The 16540-nt window shown below is 34.6% G+C and carries 17 protein-coding genes; 16 read left to right on the top strand and 1 reads right to left on the bottom strand.

From position 1 onward, the window contains the following. The first annotated feature begins 188 nt into the window (after window positions 1-188). Both spo0A and glgA read left to right on the top strand, forming a co-directional pair. A complete protein-coding gene (spo0A, locus tag Q5O86_RS00115) occupies window positions 189-1052 on the top strand; it encodes a sporulation transcription factor Spo0A (RefSeq protein WP_302625125.1) in 864 nt (287 codons plus the stop codon). A gap of 70 nt (window positions 1053-1122) precedes the next feature. Next, entirely contained in the window at window positions 1123-2562 is a 1440-nt protein-coding gene (gene glgA, locus Q5O86_RS00110; protein ID WP_302625124.1) for a glycogen synthase GlgA, read from the top strand. A 61-nt stretch (window positions 2563-2623) separates the two neighbouring features. Here the strand turns inward: glgA and Q5O86_RS00105 are convergent, their stop codons facing one another. Beyond that, a complete protein-coding gene (locus Q5O86_RS00105) occupies window positions 2624-4372 on the bottom strand; it encodes an NFACT family protein (RefSeq protein ID WP_302625123.1) in 1749 nt (582 codons plus the stop codon). A 139-nt stretch (window positions 4373-4511) separates the two neighbouring features. Between Q5O86_RS00105 and Q5O86_RS00100 the strand changes: the two genes are divergently transcribed. The 14 genes from Q5O86_RS00100 to Q5O86_RS00035 form a co-directional block, all read left to right on the top strand. After that, window positions 4512-5390 carry a YicC/YloC family endoribonuclease gene (locus Q5O86_RS00100; RefSeq protein WP_302625122.1) on the top strand — a complete coding sequence of 293 codons (879 nt, stop codon included), beginning with the start codon at window positions 4512-4514 and terminating at the stop codon, window positions 5388-5390. A gap of 12 nt (window positions 5391-5402) precedes the next feature. After that, complete coding sequence (gmk, locus tag Q5O86_RS00095; protein ID WP_302625121.1) at window positions 5403-6029, top strand: guanylate kinase; 627 nt, start codon at window positions 5403-5405, stop codon at window positions 6027-6029. A 1-nt stretch (window position 6030) separates the two neighbouring features. Beyond that, window positions 6031-6276 carry a DNA-directed RNA polymerase subunit omega gene (gene rpoZ, locus Q5O86_RS00090; protein ID WP_302625120.1) on the top strand — a complete coding sequence of 82 codons (246 nt, stop codon included), beginning with the start codon at window positions 6031-6033 and terminating at the stop codon, window positions 6274-6276. A gap of 45 nt (window positions 6277-6321) precedes the next feature. Next, a complete protein-coding gene (gene rimO, locus Q5O86_RS00085; RefSeq protein ID WP_302625119.1) occupies window positions 6322-7650 on the top strand; it encodes a 30S ribosomal protein S12 methylthiotransferase RimO in 1329 nt (442 codons plus the stop codon). A gap of 19 nt (window positions 7651-7669) precedes the next feature. After that, the gene (gene pgsA, locus Q5O86_RS00080) at window positions 7670-8200 is read left to right on the top strand and encodes a CDP-diacylglycerol--glycerol-3-phosphate 3-phosphatidyltransferase (RefSeq protein WP_302625118.1); all 531 of its coding nucleotides are present in this window, start codon (window positions 7670-7672) and stop codon (window positions 8198-8200) included. A gap of 33 nt (window positions 8201-8233) precedes the next feature. After that, window positions 8234-9523, top strand: a complete 1290-nt coding sequence (locus Q5O86_RS00075) for an aminotransferase class I/II-fold pyridoxal phosphate-dependent enzyme (protein WP_302625117.1) — start codon at window positions 8234-8236, stop codon at window positions 9521-9523. Between the two features lie 227 nt (window positions 9524-9750). Then, complete coding sequence (gene recA / locus Q5O86_RS00070; protein ID WP_302625116.1) at window positions 9751-10794, top strand: recombinase RecA; 1044 nt, start codon at window positions 9751-9753, stop codon at window positions 10792-10794. A gap of 1 nt (window position 10795) precedes the next feature. Next, complete coding sequence (locus Q5O86_RS00065) at window positions 10796-11404, top strand: regulatory protein RecX (protein WP_302625115.1); 609 nt, start codon at window positions 10796-10798, stop codon at window positions 11402-11404. Between the two features lie 152 nt (window positions 11405-11556). Then, complete coding sequence (rny, locus tag Q5O86_RS00060) at window positions 11557-13110, top strand: ribonuclease Y (RefSeq protein WP_302625114.1); 1554 nt, start codon at window positions 11557-11559, stop codon at window positions 13108-13110. A 136-nt stretch (window positions 13111-13246) separates the two neighbouring features. Then, window positions 13247-13984 carry a hypothetical protein gene (locus Q5O86_RS00055; protein ID WP_302625113.1) on the top strand — a complete coding sequence of 246 codons (738 nt, stop codon included), beginning with the start codon at window positions 13247-13249 and terminating at the stop codon, window positions 13982-13984. Window positions 13985-14029: 45 nt separating this feature from the next. After that, window positions 14030-14824 carry a pyrroline-5-carboxylate reductase gene (gene proC, locus Q5O86_RS00050; protein ID WP_302625112.1) on the top strand — a complete coding sequence of 265 codons (795 nt, stop codon included), beginning with the start codon at window positions 14030-14032 and terminating at the stop codon, window positions 14822-14824. A 16-nt stretch (window positions 14825-14840) separates the two neighbouring features. Beyond that, a complete protein-coding gene (locus Q5O86_RS00045) occupies window positions 14841-15377 on the top strand; it encodes an NUDIX domain-containing protein (RefSeq protein ID WP_302625111.1) in 537 nt (178 codons plus the stop codon). 72 nt (window positions 15378-15449) lie between these two features. Continuing rightward, window positions 15450-15905 carry a hypothetical protein gene (locus Q5O86_RS00040; RefSeq protein ID WP_302625110.1) on the top strand — a complete coding sequence of 152 codons (456 nt, stop codon included), beginning with the start codon at window positions 15450-15452 and terminating at the stop codon, window positions 15903-15905. Between the two features lie 172 nt (window positions 15906-16077). After that, window positions 16078-16540: site-specific integrase (locus Q5O86_RS00035; protein ID WP_302625109.1), on the top strand; the 463-nt coding region annotated here is incomplete at its 3' end.

Genomic DNA, 16540 nt, shown 5'->3' with positions numbered 1-16540 from the left:
TTTTATTTTGGGTATTATTGAAAGATTTCATCTGTTTGTGTTACATAATTTTTTCTATGTAAACCGGTTTGTCGAAATTTAGAGTTTTATGCGATTTCTTTAAGTTGAACTACACCGAAATACAATCTATAATCATCTTTGTCAAAAGAATTCAAACAGTACTGTATTTTGACAAAACAGGAGGAAAGATGATATTAAATAATACCAGAAATAGTAGTATAAATAGAGTGATTAATTCAAATTATGTGAAAAAAACAGAAAAAATTAACGTTGCTGTGGTAGATGATAATGAAAAAGTAATTAGCAATATTTGTGATACTTTATCAAACGATGACGATATTGTTGTTGTGGGAAAAGCTTCTAATGGTGAGGAAGCATATGATGTTATCAAAAAAAGTAATCCAGATGTGGTGGTGTTGGATTTGATTATGCCAAAGATGGATGGATTATCTCTGATGAATAAAATACATAATGATGGAAGTATCATAAAATTGCCGTTTTTTATTATTACATCTGCAATATGTAATGAGACAGTAATACAGGATGCTTTTGGGATGGGAGCAGGGTATTATATGCTGAAACCATTTGAGACAGATATGATTGTAGACAGAATCAAAAGTGTAAAATCTTATAATAAACGTATTCCTGAAAATAAGAAGCTCATTGCACCATATGAGGATAAACAGCAGTTTATGGAAAGAAATATTGAGGGGGATGTGACAAATATTATACATGATGTCGGCGTTCCTGCGCATATTAAAGGATATCAGTATTTGAGAGAAGCTATTATTATGTCGGTGAATGACCCGGAGATGTTAAACTCAATCACAAAAATTTTATATCCAACCATTGCGAAAAAGTTTCAGACAACTTCGAGCAGGGTGGAAAGAGCGATACGTCATGCTATAGAAGTTGCATGGAACAGAGGCAGGATGGATACTATTGATGAACTTTTTGGTTATACCATTAACGCAGAAAAAGGGAAACCGACAAATTCAGAATTTATTGCTTTAATTGCTGATAAAATCAGATTAGAGTATAAATGCAGATAAATAGTTCTTTTCATTATTCTGTATTTTTAGTATGATATACTTAAGAAAAAAATAGTCTGGAGGAAAAGATATGAAGAAAATATTATTCGCTGCGTCAGAGTGTGTACCATTTATCAAGACCGGTGGTTTGGCAGACGTTGTTGGTTCATTGCCAAAATGTTTTGATAAAGAAAATTATGATGTCAGAGTGATGATTCCTAAATATATGTGTATCAATCAAAAATGGCAGGAAAAAATGACATATGTAAATCATTTTTATATGGATTTATGTTGGAGAAGACAATATGTTGGAATTATGGAAATGGAATATGAAGGTGTAAAATTCTATTTCATTGACAATGAATATTATTTTGCGGGACCAAAGCCGTACAGTGATGTGAGATATGACCTTGAAAAATTTGCGTTTTTTTCCAGAGCTGTATTGTCGGCGCTTCCTGTAATTGATTTCAGACCTGATATTATTCACTGTCATGACTGGCAGACGGGACTGATACCGGTTTATTTGAAAGACAGTTTTTCTTATGGAGATTTTTATCAGGGAATAAAGTCAATTATGACAATTCATAATCTTAAATTCCAGGGAGTGTGGGATGTAGATACGATTAAGGATATTGCAGGATTGTCTGATTACTATTTCACATCAGACAAACTGAAAGATTATGATGATGGAAATTATTTAAAAGGTGGCATTGTCTATGCAGATATGATTACTACCGTGAGTGACACATATGCAGAAGAAATTAAGACACCTTTTTATGGAGAAGGATTAGACGGACTTATGAGAGCCAGAGCAAACTGTTTACGAGGAATTGTAAACGGTATAGACTATGACGAATATAATCCGGCAACAGATAAAATGATTGCAAAGAATTTCTCAAAGGAGAATTTTAGAAAAGAAAAAGTAAAGAATAAGACAGCTTTACAAAAAGAGTTAGGATTGGAAGTAAATCCTAAGAAAATGATGATTGGACTTGTCAGCAGGCTTACAGACCAGAAGGGTCTTGATTTGATTGCATGTGTTATGGATGAATTGTGCCAGGATGCGGTACAGTTCGTTATTCTCGGTACAGGTGAGGAGAGATATGAGAATATGTTCAGACATTTCGATTGGAAATATGGAAAGGATGTATCTGCAAATATATTCTATTCAGAAGAGCTTTCCCACAAAATTTATGCAGCATGTGATGCATTTATAATGCCGTCTTTATTTGAACCGTGCGGTCTCAGCCAGCTCATGAGTTTAAGGTATGGAACGCTTCCTATTGTCCGCGAAACCGGTGGATTAAAGGATACAGTAGAACCATATAATGAATATGAGAATACGGGTACAGGTTTCTCATTCTGTAATTATAATGCCCATGAGATGATGGGGACAGTCAGATATGCAGAACATGTATTTTATGATAAGAAACGTGACTGGAATAAGATGGTTGACAGAGCTATGGCGGCTGATTTCTCATGGAAGGCATCCGCTGAAAAATACGAAAAATTATATGAAGAATTATTATAGTAAATAGACTGATATAAAAAACAAGGCTGATATTAAAAATATCAGCCTTGTTTTTTATACTTTAAATTATTTCTTGTATTCCTGAAATGTCAGGAGCAATCGACATAGAATAATTTGTATGATAAATTACAAATCCCGGCATTGCTCCGGCAACTTTTTTTACATGTTTTTTCTGAATATAATCAATTTCTACTTTATCCTGATTTACTCCTTTTGAGTAATATGCAGCAAGTCTTGCAGCTTCCTCAAATGTATTGTCCGGTAATTCTTTATTATTACATTTTACGATGACATGTGAGCCGGGAAAAGTCTTACTGTGAAACCACCAGTCATTTCCGGTAGCAACTTTGAACGTTAATTCTTCATTTTGGATATTATTTTTTCCAACATACATATCAAATCCGTCTGAGGAAATATAATGAAGCGGTTTACTTTTCACTTTATCTTTTTTGTTTTTTGAATTTCCATGATGTTTTTGTTTTATATATCCGGTCTGCGATAGTTCTTTAGAGATGGCTTTTAAATCATCTTCGTTGACTGCCATATCAAGTGCCACATGTATGGATTCCAAATAGTCGATAGAAATTTTTGTTTCTTTAATAATATCGTTTAAAGCTTCAAATGTTCTTTTTAGTTTCGCATATTTTTCAAAGAATTTTTTGGCATTTTCGATAGGAGTAATCGTAGGGTCCAAAGTGATTTTGACAGGTTCTCCGGTATAAAAATCAATAGTATCAAAAGTTTTGGTTCCCGGTTCTATGGAGTAGCCATAGGTGGTGAGCAATTCACCATAAACCTTATATCTATCTTTTTTTTCGGTATCTTTTAATTGCCTGAGCTGCAAATTATATTTTTTATGTTCCCGCTCAAGAGAATTAGACACAATTTTTCTTAAATCAACGGATTTTTGTCTCATCCGTGTGTATAAATTTTTTCTGGCATAGTAAACTTCCAGAAGGTGGCTCATACTGTCAAATTGTACGTTGCTGCAATCGGGAAATGTAGAAAGAGGAATAGCGCTAAACTCTTCCGGTTTCTCATCCTTTTCGTATATGACAGGGGAAAAGTCCTGATTTTTAATTTTATTTATTATTTGATAAAAACTCATCCAAATAAGATTTTGGTCTCCGGGAACAAATGTATTTGCAGGAAGTGAGGAATCCAGTTTGTTTTCGAAACAGATACTTTCAGCAATTGCAGGACTGATTCCTGTAAATGAAATATAAATAGCTTTTGATAAAGGCATCGGTTTGGAAAAAACAGTTTGGAAAAAATCTTCTTTTGAGATTTTTAACGGATTGGATTTATCCATTGTTTCCGGAATAAAATATGGTTTGCCGGGTAGTACCTGCCTTACGGAACTCATTACAGAGGTGACATGTTTAATACTGTCGATAATGTTGTTTTGGTCATCTACAAAAATAATATTACTGTGTTTTCCCATCAGTTCAACAATCAAATGCTTTGTACGCACATCGCCCAGCTCATCTAAATGCTGAATTTCAAAGTCTATAATACGTTCCAACCCCGGTTGTGTAATGCTCATAATTCGACCATTGTTAATATGTTTTCTTAAAAGCATGCAAAAATTGGGAGCAGTAAGCGGAGCCTGTTTACTGGATTCTGTAAAGTAAATGAGAGGAAGACTGGCATTTGCACTGATAAGCATTTTATATTGGGTTTTATTTGCCTTAAAAGTCAACATAAGTTCGTCTGCTTCGGTTTGTGCAATTTTATAGATTCTTCCATCGGTTAATTTTTTATTAAATTCTGATATTAAAGCTGATACTGCGATTCCGTCAAATGCCATAAATTTTTCTCCTTCTTTTAATCTAAGATAGATTTTAGTATTAAATATCTGGTAAGTCAAGGGAAGTGCAACTTGACGGTAAGCCATCTATGAATTATAATAAAGTGAATTATGGGCAAACAGTTCATTAGGAGGCAAAATGCTAAAAAGTATGACAGGATTTGGCAGGTTTGAGGTATCTGAGGGTGACAGAAAAGTTACTGTGGAGATGAAATCTGTAAATCATAGATATTTAGAATTGGGGATTAAGTTACCGCGAAAACTTAATTTTTTGGAAAATAATGTACGAAAAGAAATGAAAAAATACGTTGAACGTGGAAAAGTTGATGTTTTCATTACATATGAAAATATGGGCGAGGGAAACGAAAGCGTAAGATATAACCCATCGTTGGCAAAAGAATATTTTGATTGTTTTGCACGCATTAGTGATGAGTTGGGAATAGAGAATGATATCAAGACAAGTTATATCATGAAAAGTCCTGATGTCATAACAATTGAAAGCGGTCAGGATGATGAGGAATTAATCCAGACATTGGTGTTACAGGCCGTGGACGGCGCCGCAGAAAAACTCGTGAAAGCGAGAGCTGAAGAAGGAGAACGTTTAAAGACGGACTTGCTGGCTAAACTTGATGGAATGCTTCAATATGTTCAGATAATCACAGAAAAGTCACCGATTATTATTGCAGAATATCGGGAAAAGATAACAAATAGAATCAATGAACTGTTGGAAGAAACACAGATTGATGAAGCAAGGATTGCACAGGAGGTGACTATTTTTGCGGATAAGATTTGTGTTGACGAGGAATTGGTGCGGCTAGACAGCCATATTAAAGCAATGAGAGAAGCGCTGGTCTCTGGAGGAATTGTGGGAAGAAGATTAGATTTTATCGCACAGGAGATGAATCGGGAAGCAAATACTACACTATCGAAAACAACAGATGCTGAAATATCTGATATTGCGATTGAGTTAAAGACAGATATCGAGAAAGTCAGGGAACAGATTCAAAATATAGAATAGAGGAAACAAATAATGAAAAAGGGTAAATTACTTATCATATCAGGATTTTCCGGTGTGGGTAAAGGTACGGTTGTCAAGTATTTGCGGGAGCACTATGAAAATTACGAGTTTTCAGTTTCTGTTACGACCAGACAGCCGAGAGAAAACGAAGTAAACGGGGTTCATTATCATTTCATTTCAAATAATTTGTTTGAAGAAATGGTGAAGAGTGACAGACTTCTTGAGCATGCGGGATATGTTGACCATTATTATGGCACTCCCCGTGAGTTCGTGGAAGAAAATATAAACAAAGGAAAAGATGTTATTTTAGAAATTGAGACCAAAGGTGCATTGCAGGTGAAGGAAAAAATGCCGGAAGCACTGATGGTATTTATTTTGCCGCCAAGTGCCGGAGAATTAAAAGCCAGACTTGTGAATAGAAATACAGAGAGCAGTGAAGTGATAAGAGAGAGGCTGGCAAAAGCGGCAGAAGAAACACATAATGTTGACAAATATGACTATTTTGTAGTAAATGATATTGTTGAAAGTTGTGCTGAGCGCATAAATGATATTAGAAATGACAATAATCCTGAATTAGCAGATAGGGATTTTGTAAAAAAAATAAAAAAAGAAATTTTGGTTTTTGTGGAAGGAGAATAAAATGTTACATCCATCATATTCAGATTTAATGTTAGTTGCAAACAGTGAGGTTGAAGACGGTGAGCAGCCGGTTGTCCAGAGCCGGTATTCTATTGTTATGGCAACATCGAGAAGAGCGAGACAGATTATTGCAGGAGACGAGCCTTTAGTGGAGAAAGCAGCCGGAAAAAAGCCTTTATCCGTTGCAGTAGACGAATTGTGCAATTCTAAAATTAGAATTTTAGGAGAAGACGAAGAAGAGGAATAAAGAATCTACAGATACTTTTTTCTGATATTTTAAAGGAGAAACAAATTGAAGATACTTTTGATATCACTGGGCTGCGATAAAAATTTAGTTGACTCTGAGCATATGTCGGGAATACTGGAAAAAGCAGGCTATGAATTTACAGATAATGAAGCGGAGGCTGATATTATCATTATCAATAGCTGTTGTTTCATCAATGATGCAAAAGAGGAAAGCATTGACACTATTTTTGAGATGGCGAGATACAAAGAAGAGGGAAAATGTAAGGCGCTTGTTTTGGCGGGCTGTTTGGCGCAGCGATATTTTAGCCAGATAAAAGAAGAGATTCCTGAAATAGATATTTGTATCGGAACAACGGCAATTGACAGTGTTGCGAAAGCGATTGATAATTTTTTTACAGAAAAGAAAAAAGTATTATGTTTGGAAAATATAGATAAACTGGCAGGTGAAAATGCTCCTAGAAATTTATCAACTTCCGGTAGTTATGCATATCTTAAAATAGCAGAAGGCTGCGATAAGCATTGCACTTATTGTATTATTCCTAAAATAAGAGGAAATTACAGAAGTGTAAAAATGGAAAATATACTAAAGGAAGCAAAAGAGCTGGCGGAGCGTGGTGTGAGAGAGTTGATTCTTGTAGCACAGGAAACAACGATGTATGGAAAAGATATTTATGGTAAAAAATCTTTGCATGTTCTTCTTGAAAAACTCACAAAAATCTCTGGAATATATTGGATTCGGGTATTATACTGTTATCCGGAAGAGATTTATGATGAGTTGATTGAGGTGATGGCGAGGGAAAGCAAAATATGTAATTATCTTGATATTCCGATACAGCATGCCAGTGATAATGTCCTTAAAAGAATGGGGCGGAAAACAAATAATAAACAGTTAAAAAGTATTATTCAAAAATTAAGAGATAAAATTCCTGATATTGTTTTGAGAACAACACTTATTACAGGATTTCCGGGTGAAACCGACGAAGACCATCAAAAAATGATGGAGTTTGTAGATGAAATGGAATTTGACAGACTGGGGGTTTTCACATATTCTGCAGAAGAAAATACACCTGCGGCAGAGATGGATAATCAAATTGATGAGTCTCTCAAGGTTGCAAGGCGAAATGAAATTATGGAATTGCAACAGGAAATCGTATTTGAAAAATCAGAACAGTTTATTGGCAGGAAATTGGTTGCAATGATTGAGGGACACATATCAGGAGAACATGCATATTTAGGCAGAACATACATGGATATACCAGGAGTTGACAGTAATATTTTTATCGTTACGGATGAAGAATTGATGACCGGTGACTTTGTGAAAGTAAAGGTTACAGGGACAAACGATTATGATTTCATTGGAGAACTGGTTCAATAATTAAGTTTTAGGAGGATATATGAATTTACCAAACAAATTGACAATATTCAGAGTTTTATGTATCCCTTTTTTTGTGGTTTTTATGTTGGTTGATAAAGTGCCATTTAACAATTATATTGCTGTTGGGATTTTTATAGTGGCGAGCCTTACAGATTTTCTTGATGGGAAGATAGCCAGACGATATAATCTTGTAACGAATTTTGGTAAATTTATTGACCCCTTGGCAGATAAACTGCTGGTTTGTGCGGCACTTATATGTCTGACTCCGGCAAAGATTCCGGCATGGGTTGTTATTATAATTATTAGTAGAGAATTATTTATCAGTGGTTTTAGAATTTTAGCCGCAGACCAGGGAACGGTTTTAGCAGCCGGCTGGTGGGGCAAATTTAAAACAGCATTTCAGATGGTTATGATTATAGTTTTAATCATTGATATACCACATACCGTATTTGATATAGCGGGGTGGGTACTTATTTGGATATCTCTTGCACTGACAATCATTTCTATGATTGATTATGTAGTAAAGAATATAGATGTACTGAAAAATTAAAAGGTAGTTTTAATAATATTTAGGAGGAAGAAAATGGCAGGGTACAATACTTTATCAAAGGAAGAATTAAACGAAGAACTTAATAATTTAAAGGCGGAATACGCTAAAATTTGCGAGACAGAAATTAATCTTGATATGTCAAGAGGAAAGCCGGGGCCGGATCAGCTTGAGCTTACAATGGGAATGTTCGATATCTTGAATAGTTCTTCAGAGCTGATAGCGTCAAACGGATTGGATTGTAGAAACTATGGTTTGTTAGACGGAATACCGGAAGCAAAAAAAATGATGGCAGACATTATGGAAGTATCGCCGGAAAATGTTATTGTGTACGGAAATGCAAGCTTAAATATAATGTATGATTCGGTATCGAGAGCGTTTACACATGGTATTATGGGAGAGACACCTTGGTGTAAGTTAGATAAAGTAAAATGGTTATGTCCTGTTCCTGGATACGACAGACATTTTGCCATTACAGAGTATTTTGGAATTGAAATGATTAATATTCCAATGTCAGAGGAAGGTCCTGACATGGATATGGTTGAAAAATTGGTGTCCGAAGATGCTGCAATTAAGGGTATCTGGTGTGTTCCAAAGTATGCAAATCCTACAGGTATATCGTATTCAGATGAAGTTGTAAAGAGAATGGCAGCATTAAAACCGGCAGCGAAGGATTTTAGAATTTTCTGGGATAATGCTTATGCAATTCATCATTTATATGAAGATGAAAATAGACAGGATAAAATATTAAACATATTAGAAGAGTGTGAGAAGGCAGGAAATCCGGATATGGTTTATGAATTTGCTTCAACATCTAAAATTTCATTTTCAGGTTCCGGTGTTGCTGCACTGGCTTCTTCTAAGGCAAATCTTGAAGAAATAAAGACACAGTTGGCAATTCAGACAATTGGTTTTGATAAAATAAATCAGTTAAGACATGCGAGATATTTTAAAGATTTTGAAGGAATGAAAGCGCATATGATGAAACATGCGGATAAGATGAGACCAAAGTTTCAGGCAGTTCTGAAAATGTTTGAAGAAGAGTTGAAAGGTGCAGATATTGCCACATGGACGAATCCAAATGGTGGATATTTTATCTCTCTGGATGTCATGAATGGATGTGCAAAGAAAATAGTAAAAATGTGTAAGGATGCAGGAATGGTTCTTACAGGTGCAGGTGCAACATATCCATATGGAAAAGACCCGGAAGATAAAAATATTAGAATTGCTCCATCGTATGCAACTCCGGAAGAATTGATTGAGGCAAGTAAAATTCTTATTTGTTGTACTAAGATTGCAACTATTGAAAAAATGTTAGAAGTTTAATCGTAATAAGCATAAATAGTGCTGTCATGTTTGTAAAAATTACTGATATGACAGCATTTTTATATAATAAAATGTTGCTTAATAAATGAATAAGGAATATAATTGTATCAATGGAAAATCCATTATTAAGGCAAAAAAATAATATTGACATTAACAGAATATTGTATTATCATAATAACGAACATAAGTTCGAATAAAAGCGATTAATAATTGAAATGAGGAAGAATATGAATAAAGAAGATAAGTTAAAAGCATTAGATGCAGCCATATCACAGATTGAAAAACAGCACGGAAAAGGTGCGATTATGAAATTGGGAGATTCGGGGAATAAAATAAATGTTGAGACTATTCCTACAGGTTCCCTAAGTTTAGACCTTGCATTAGGTCTTGGAGGTATTCCAAAGGGACGTGTAATTGAGATTTATGGTCCGGAATCCAGTGGTAAAACTACAGTGGCCTTACATATGATAGCTGAGACACAAAAAAGAGGTGGTGTGGCAGGCTTTATTGATGCCGAACATGCCCTTGACCCGGTATATGCAAAAGCAATCGGTGTTGATATTGACAATTTATATATTTCACAGCCTGATTATGGCGAACAGGCACTTGAAATTACTGAGACGATGGTTAGGTCAGGCGCCGTAGATATTATTATTGTAGACTCAGTTGCAGCGTTGGTGCCGAAAGCAGAAATCGATGGAGATATGGGAGATTCTCACATGGGGCAGCATGCCAGATTGATGTCGCAGGCATTGAGAAAACTTACCGGTATTATGAATAAAACCGGATGTGCAGTTGTTTTTATTAATCAGTTGAGAGAAAAGATTGGTGTTATGTTTGGAAATCCGGAGACAACGACCGGTGGACGCGCATTAAAGTTTTATGCGTCTGTAAGACTTGATGTCAGAAGGATTGAAACATTAAAGGTTGGCGGCGAAATGGTTGGTAACCGGGCAAGAGTTAAGGTTGTAAAAAATAAGATTGCTCCACCGTTTAAGGAAGCAGAATTTGATATTATGTTTGGCAAAGGTATTTCCAGAGAAGGTGATATTCTGGATTTGGCTGCGAATTGCGGTGTTGTGATAAAGAGTGGTTCATGGTATGCATACAATACTGAAAAAATTGGTCAGGGACGTGAAAATGCAAAAAAATACTTTGTAGAGCATCCTGAGATTATGGACGAAGTGGAGGCTAAAGTACGCGAATATTATGCATTAGAGGGCAGTGAGGAGGAAGTTAAGGATAGTTCTGCCACATCAGCCGGAGAATAATATGTACAGCGTATTAAAAATAGAACCGAAGGGGAACAGAATACTGGTCACTCTTGATAATGATATATCTTTTATGCTTTATAAGGGGGAAATCAGAAAATATCATATCGCAGAAAATTCCGTGATAGATGAAGGAACGTATTTAGAAATTTTTGATATTTTATATAAAAGAGCCCGGGAGAGGGCTCTTTATATTCTTGATGATAATTATAAAACAGTAAAACAGATTCGTGAAAAATTGCAGAACGGATATTATCCGGAGAGTATAATAAACCGTGTCATCTCATATTTGGAGGAATATGGTCTGATAGATGATTTTAGATATGCATTGCTTTATATTGACTATAAATCGGCTGTTAAAAGCAAAAAGCAGCTGATTCAGGAGCTGTATGTTAAAGGAATAGAGAAAGAAATTATTGTAAGGGCTTTAGAAGAAAGCGGATATGAGGAAGAAGATTCATTAAGTAAAGTGATAGAAAAGAAAATATCGAAATATGATTTGAGAGAACAAAAAGATATACAGAAATTTTATAGGTATCTGGTGAGTAAGGGCTACTATTATAGCGATATAAAAAAAGTTTTGTCAAAGTACATAGAAGAGATGTATTGATTACAATATATACCGTAAAATTATATAAAAAAGTACAATATCTTGTTATAAATATCGTTAATATGACATACCTTTACTTGACATAACTATGTTTATAAAGTAAAATAGATATGTTGTATTGTACAATGAAAACTAAATAAGGAGGTGCTCCTGTGAGTGATACTACTTGGTTAATCATATGTATTGTAATTGCCATCGTAGTTGCTTTAATTTCTGCTTTTGTAGCAACACAAATTAGAAAAAATGTTGTTGAAAAGAAGATTGGCTCGGCAGAGGACAAGGCTCGTGAAATTATAGACGAAGCTATTAAGACTGCGGAGGCAAAGAAAAAAGAGGCACTTTTGGAAGCTAAGGAAGAAAACCTTAAAACCAAAAATGAACTCGACAAAGAAATTAAAGAGCGAAGAGCGGAAGTACAGCGATATGAGAAGCGTGTTCTTAACAAGGAAGAGTCTGTGGAGAGAAAAGCAGACGCACTTGAAAAGAAAGAGAATAGTCTGAAAAATCAGGAAAATGAGCTGATTGAGACGAAAGCTAAAGTAGATAAATTAAGCGAACAACGCGTACAGGAACTTGAAAGAATCTCTGGATTAACCTCCGAACAGGCAAAAGAATATTTATTAAAAACTGTTGAAGAAGAAATTAAAATTGAGACTGCTAAATTAGTTAAGGAATTAGAAACGCAGGCAAAAGAAGATGCTGATAAGCGTGCGAAAGAGTTGGTAGTAAATGCGATTCAAAAGTGTGCTACAGATCATGTTTCTGAGACTACAATTTCAGTAGTTTCACTTCCTAATGATGAAATGAAGGGTAGAATAATTGGTAGAGAGGGAAGAAATATAAGAACTCTTGAATCACTGACTGGTGTTGATTTGATTATTGATGATACACCGGAAGCAGTTGTTTTATCAGGATTTGACCCGATTAGGAGAGAAGTGGCTAGAATAGCCCTGGAGAAGCTTGTTGTAGATGGCAGAATACAACCTACAAGAATTGAAGAAATGGTCAATAAAGCTCAAAAAGAGGTAGAGACTATGATTCGTGAAGAAGGAGAGTCTGCTACACTTGAAGTGGGAGTACATGGTATACATCCTGAGCTGGTAAAACTTCTCGGAAAGATGAAGTTTAGAACCAGTTATGGTCAGAATGCTTTGAAACATTCTATTGAAGTTGCGCATTTATCTGGGTTGCTTGCAGCTGAATTAGGATTGGATGTCAGAATTGCAAAGAGAGCTGGTTTATTGCATGACATTGGAAAAGCAGTTGACCATGAAATGGAAGGAACTCATATACAGTTAGGTGTTGATTTGTGTAGAAAATACAAAGAATCGGCTACAGTGATTAATGCTGTTGAAGCACATCATGGTGATGTGGAGCCGGAAACACTTATAGCTTGTATTGTGCAGGCCGCGGATGCGATTTCTGCTGCCAGACCAGGTGCAAGACGTGAAACACTTGAAACATATACAAACAGATTAAAACAGTTAGAAGATATTACGAACTCATATGAAGGAGTTGACAAATCTTTTGCCATTCAGGCAGGTAGAGAGGTTCGTGTTATGGTTATCCCTGAAAAGATATCAGATGCTGATATGGTTATCATGGCTAGAAATATTTCTAAGCAGATTGAAGATGAATTAGAATATCCTGGACAGATAAAAGTTAACGTTGTAAGGGAATCGAGAGCCATAGATTACGCAAAATAAATAATCTACGTTATTAAGCCATCATACTTATGTATGATGGCTGTTTTTATACAAAAATGTAACATTTATATATTAACTTTATATACAGATTGCTTTTATAATTTAATTTATTAAAAAGATATAAAAGGAGAGAAAAATGGCAAATGATAATGTAATTAATTTTTTATTCTATGATGTCCATATGGCGATTATTTTAGATATTGTTAGTTTTGTTTTGGGTTTCGTGTTAGTTTTTTTTACTTACAAAATAAATATGAAGATTAGAAGTGGGATAATAGGAACCTATTTTGGAATGTTGATAGGTGGAATGATAGGATGTATTATCAGAGATAACTTGTCATGTATTATTATAGGAGCGGTTTTGGGTATGACGATATTCTATTTCATACAAAGATATTGGAGACAGGGGAGTAAATTTATTATTGGGTATATATTCTTTATGAAAATAATTTATGTTATTGTAACAATTCTGGTAAATCTATATATTGAGTATATAGAGGAAATTTTTCCGGAATCGGAAAAAATACATTATAGCATTCATTCGTTAAATGAATGTGGAGAAAGCGTAGATGTTGCAATATATTCTGCATTAACATTGGCAATTATAATTGCTTTTATTTATATAAAAAGGTTTGGCAGTGAGAAAATGATAGTATTTCAGTGTACTTTTATTGGAGCATCACAATTGTTATGTTTTATAACATCTCACCCTTATAATAGTCTTTTTTATTCCGGTATGGATTGGCGGGGATTTTTTGTTCCATATATGGGAATGGATTATCATGAAGATGTAATTCCGTTTATAATCATGATATTAATGGTGACTGCAATATTTTATTGTATACAGATATTATTTAAAAAAGAAAACACATAGGAATAAAACTGTGCTATACTTACTTGGAAAAATAGGAGGTGTAATATGGCAATATTAGGATTTATTGGTATGGGAAACATGGGAACAGCAATGCTTTCTGGAGTGAAAGACATCTTTGGCAAAGATAATATTATTTTTCATAGAAGCTCCAAAGAAAAGATGGAGGAATTTTCGATACATGAAGGAATTGCATTTAAGGACAATAATATTGGTGTTGTACAGGAAGCAAAATATATTATATTAGCAGTAAAACCTCAAATGTTTGAGAGAGTGGCAAAGGAGATATCAGAGTATATCACGGATAATAATATACTTATATCTTTAGCACCGGGATTTACAGTAAAACAGTTGGCAGAAATATTCAAGACGGACAGAATTGTGAGGTCTATGCCGAATACACCTGCAATGGTTGGAGAAGGAATGACAGGAGTGTGCTTTGATGGAGATATATTTTCCGGAGAAGAAATAGAAGATATTCATAAGATTTTTGAATCTGTAGGGAAAATACAGGTGGTGGATGAAAAAATGATGAATAGTGTTGTATGTGCCAGTGGAAGTTCGCCGGCATATGTTTTTATGTTTATGGAGGCATTGGCAGATAGTGCTGTGAAATGTGGAATGGCAAGAAAAGATGCATATACATTTGTTGCACAGACGGTTTTAGGTTCTGCGAAACTGATGTTAGAAACAGGAAAACATCCCGCTGAGTTGAAGGATATGGTTTGTTCACCGGGAGGAACTACAATTGCGGGGGTGGAACAATTAGAAAAAAACGGATTTAGAAAGGCAGTTTTTGCGGCGACAGAAGCATGTTTTGACAAATGTAACAATATAAAATAATAGAGGTAAACGTGAAATGGAAAAGTTTAAAAGAATCAATCGGGAGATTGTGTATCAGGGGGCTATTTTAGATTTTTGCAAAGATGAAATTTTAACTCCCAAAGGAAATCTTGTGAAATGGGATTATTTGGAACATAAAGGGGCGGCTGCGGTGATTCCTGTTTTAGAAGATGGGAGAATTATCATGGTGCGTCAATGGAGAAATGCAATTGATAAGTTTACATTAGAGATACCGGCAGGCGGCAAAGATGGAGTAGGTGAACCTACGGTAGAATGTGCATTGCGGGAATTAGAAGAAGAAACCGGATACAGGTCAGCAAAAATTGAATTTTTACAGACAATAGTTCCAGCTGTCGCATATTCGGGAGAAAAAATAGATATTTATGTGGCTTTCGATTTAGAGAAAACCGAACAAAATTTTGATGAGGATGAGGATATTTCTTTGGAAATATATACCATACAAGCGTTATTGGATAAGATTCTGTCTAATGAAATAAATGATTCAAAGACGATAGCAGCGTTATTGACATATTATAATAAATATGTTCGCTAAAAAAGAAAATAAATTATTGGTATGATATAGTTTTATTGGAATATATTATACAAACAGGTGATTGGATAATATATGAATTTTAAGGCTATATGGACAAACTATAAAATCTATGCCTTTTTTTTGGGAGTTATATTAGGAACTTTGATATATAATTTTCTTGGCATAGATTTTTCTTTTGAGAATGTACAGAGAATTGAATTGATAAATTATTTTGACAGTTATATTTATATCTTGTCGCATAATTTGAGATTCTGGGTTTTGATTTTTGTCTTATCATTTTTTAAGATGAAAGATAAAATACTATTATTAATAATATTTTATTATTCTTTTTTAATTGCCGGAATCATAACCGTATCGCTGAATAGTCATACGACATTACTGATACATGGAAGCATTATTGCAGTGGTAAAAATTTTCGGTGCAGTTTTTATGTTTGATGACACAAAAAGAGTGAGGGGAAGAATTATAAGTTTCGCAATGTTGATTGTAGGCAGTTTTTTAGAAATTTTTTTCGTTCAATTATTTTAAAATTATTTACAAGATATTGTTGTTCATAAATTGTCTTTTGGCATATGTGGTGTCTTTTTTATGTAACCCTAAAATCCAGGCATTTTTGTGTTGAAAAATGTGTTTGATTTTATTTCAAAAGGCTTATATAATAGGATTTATCACTCTAGAAAAAGAGTATAGCGAGGAAAAAATGCAAAAATTAATTGAAGAATTCATTTTAAAACTACATAGTGAAAAGAATACTTCAAGCAACACAGAGGTCTCGTATAAAAGGGACCTTAAAAAACTTTTTACATATCTGGAAGATAATCAGATAGATAATCTTAAGAAGGTCTCAGCAGAGACTTTAGAGAGTTATATTTCATCATTAAGCGCTATCGGCAGAGCGCCAACAACTATATCAAGAAGCATTGCATCAATGAAAGCTTTTTTTGGATTTTTGTGTGATGAGGGATATTTGGAACAGAATCCCGCATCTCAATTAAAATCGCCTAAAATTATAAAAAAATCGCCAGAGATTTTGACGATAAATGAGATTGATGCACTGTTACAGCAGCCTTCAAAAAATACACCGAAGGAATTAAGAGACAGGTCTATGCTTGAGTTGTTATATGCTACCGGTATGCGTGTTACGGAGCTGATTACGTTGAAGG

The organism is uncultured Eubacterium sp., assembly GCF_937958975.1.
GTDB lineage: Bacteria > Bacillota > Clostridia > Lachnospirales > Lachnospiraceae > Eubacterium_G.
This window is presented reverse-complemented; position numbering and strand designations above follow the sequence as displayed.

Coding starts and splice junctions, on each gene's coding strand:
- spo0A (WP_302625125.1), top strand. CDS start 189: ATGATATTAAATAATACCAGAAATAGTAGTATAAATAGAGTGATTAAT.
- glgA (WP_302625124.1), top strand. CDS start 1,123: ATGAAGAAAATATTATTCGCTGCGTCAGAGTGTGTACCATTTATCAAG.
- Q5O86_RS00105 (WP_302625123.1), bottom strand. CDS start 4,372: ATGGCATTTGACGGAATCGCAGTATCAGCTTTAATATCAGAATTTAAT.
- Q5O86_RS00100 (WP_302625122.1), top strand. CDS start 4,512: ATGCTAAAAAGTATGACAGGATTTGGCAGGTTTGAGGTATCTGAGGGT.
- gmk (WP_302625121.1), top strand. CDS start 5,403: ATGAAAAAGGGTAAATTACTTATCATATCAGGATTTTCCGGTGTGGGT.
- rpoZ (WP_302625120.1), top strand. CDS start 6,031: ATGTTACATCCATCATATTCAGATTTAATGTTAGTTGCAAACAGTGAG.
- pgsA (WP_302625118.1), top strand. CDS start 7,670: ATGAATTTACCAAACAAATTGACAATATTCAGAGTTTTATGTATCCCT.
- Q5O86_RS00075 (WP_302625117.1), top strand. CDS start 8,234: ATGGCAGGGTACAATACTTTATCAAAGGAAGAATTAAACGAAGAACTT.
- recA (WP_302625116.1), top strand. CDS start 9,751: ATGAATAAAGAAGATAAGTTAAAAGCATTAGATGCAGCCATATCACAG.
- Q5O86_RS00065 (WP_302625115.1), top strand. CDS start 10,796: ATGTACAGCGTATTAAAAATAGAACCGAAGGGGAACAGAATACTGGTC.
- Q5O86_RS00055 (WP_302625113.1), top strand. CDS start 13,247: ATGGCAAATGATAATGTAATTAATTTTTTATTCTATGATGTCCATATG.
- proC (WP_302625112.1), top strand. CDS start 14,030: ATGGCAATATTAGGATTTATTGGTATGGGAAACATGGGAACAGCAATG.
- Q5O86_RS00045 (WP_302625111.1), top strand. CDS start 14,841: ATGGAAAAGTTTAAAAGAATCAATCGGGAGATTGTGTATCAGGGGGCT.
- Q5O86_RS00040 (WP_302625110.1), top strand. CDS start 15,450: ATGAATTTTAAGGCTATATGGACAAACTATAAAATCTATGCCTTTTTT.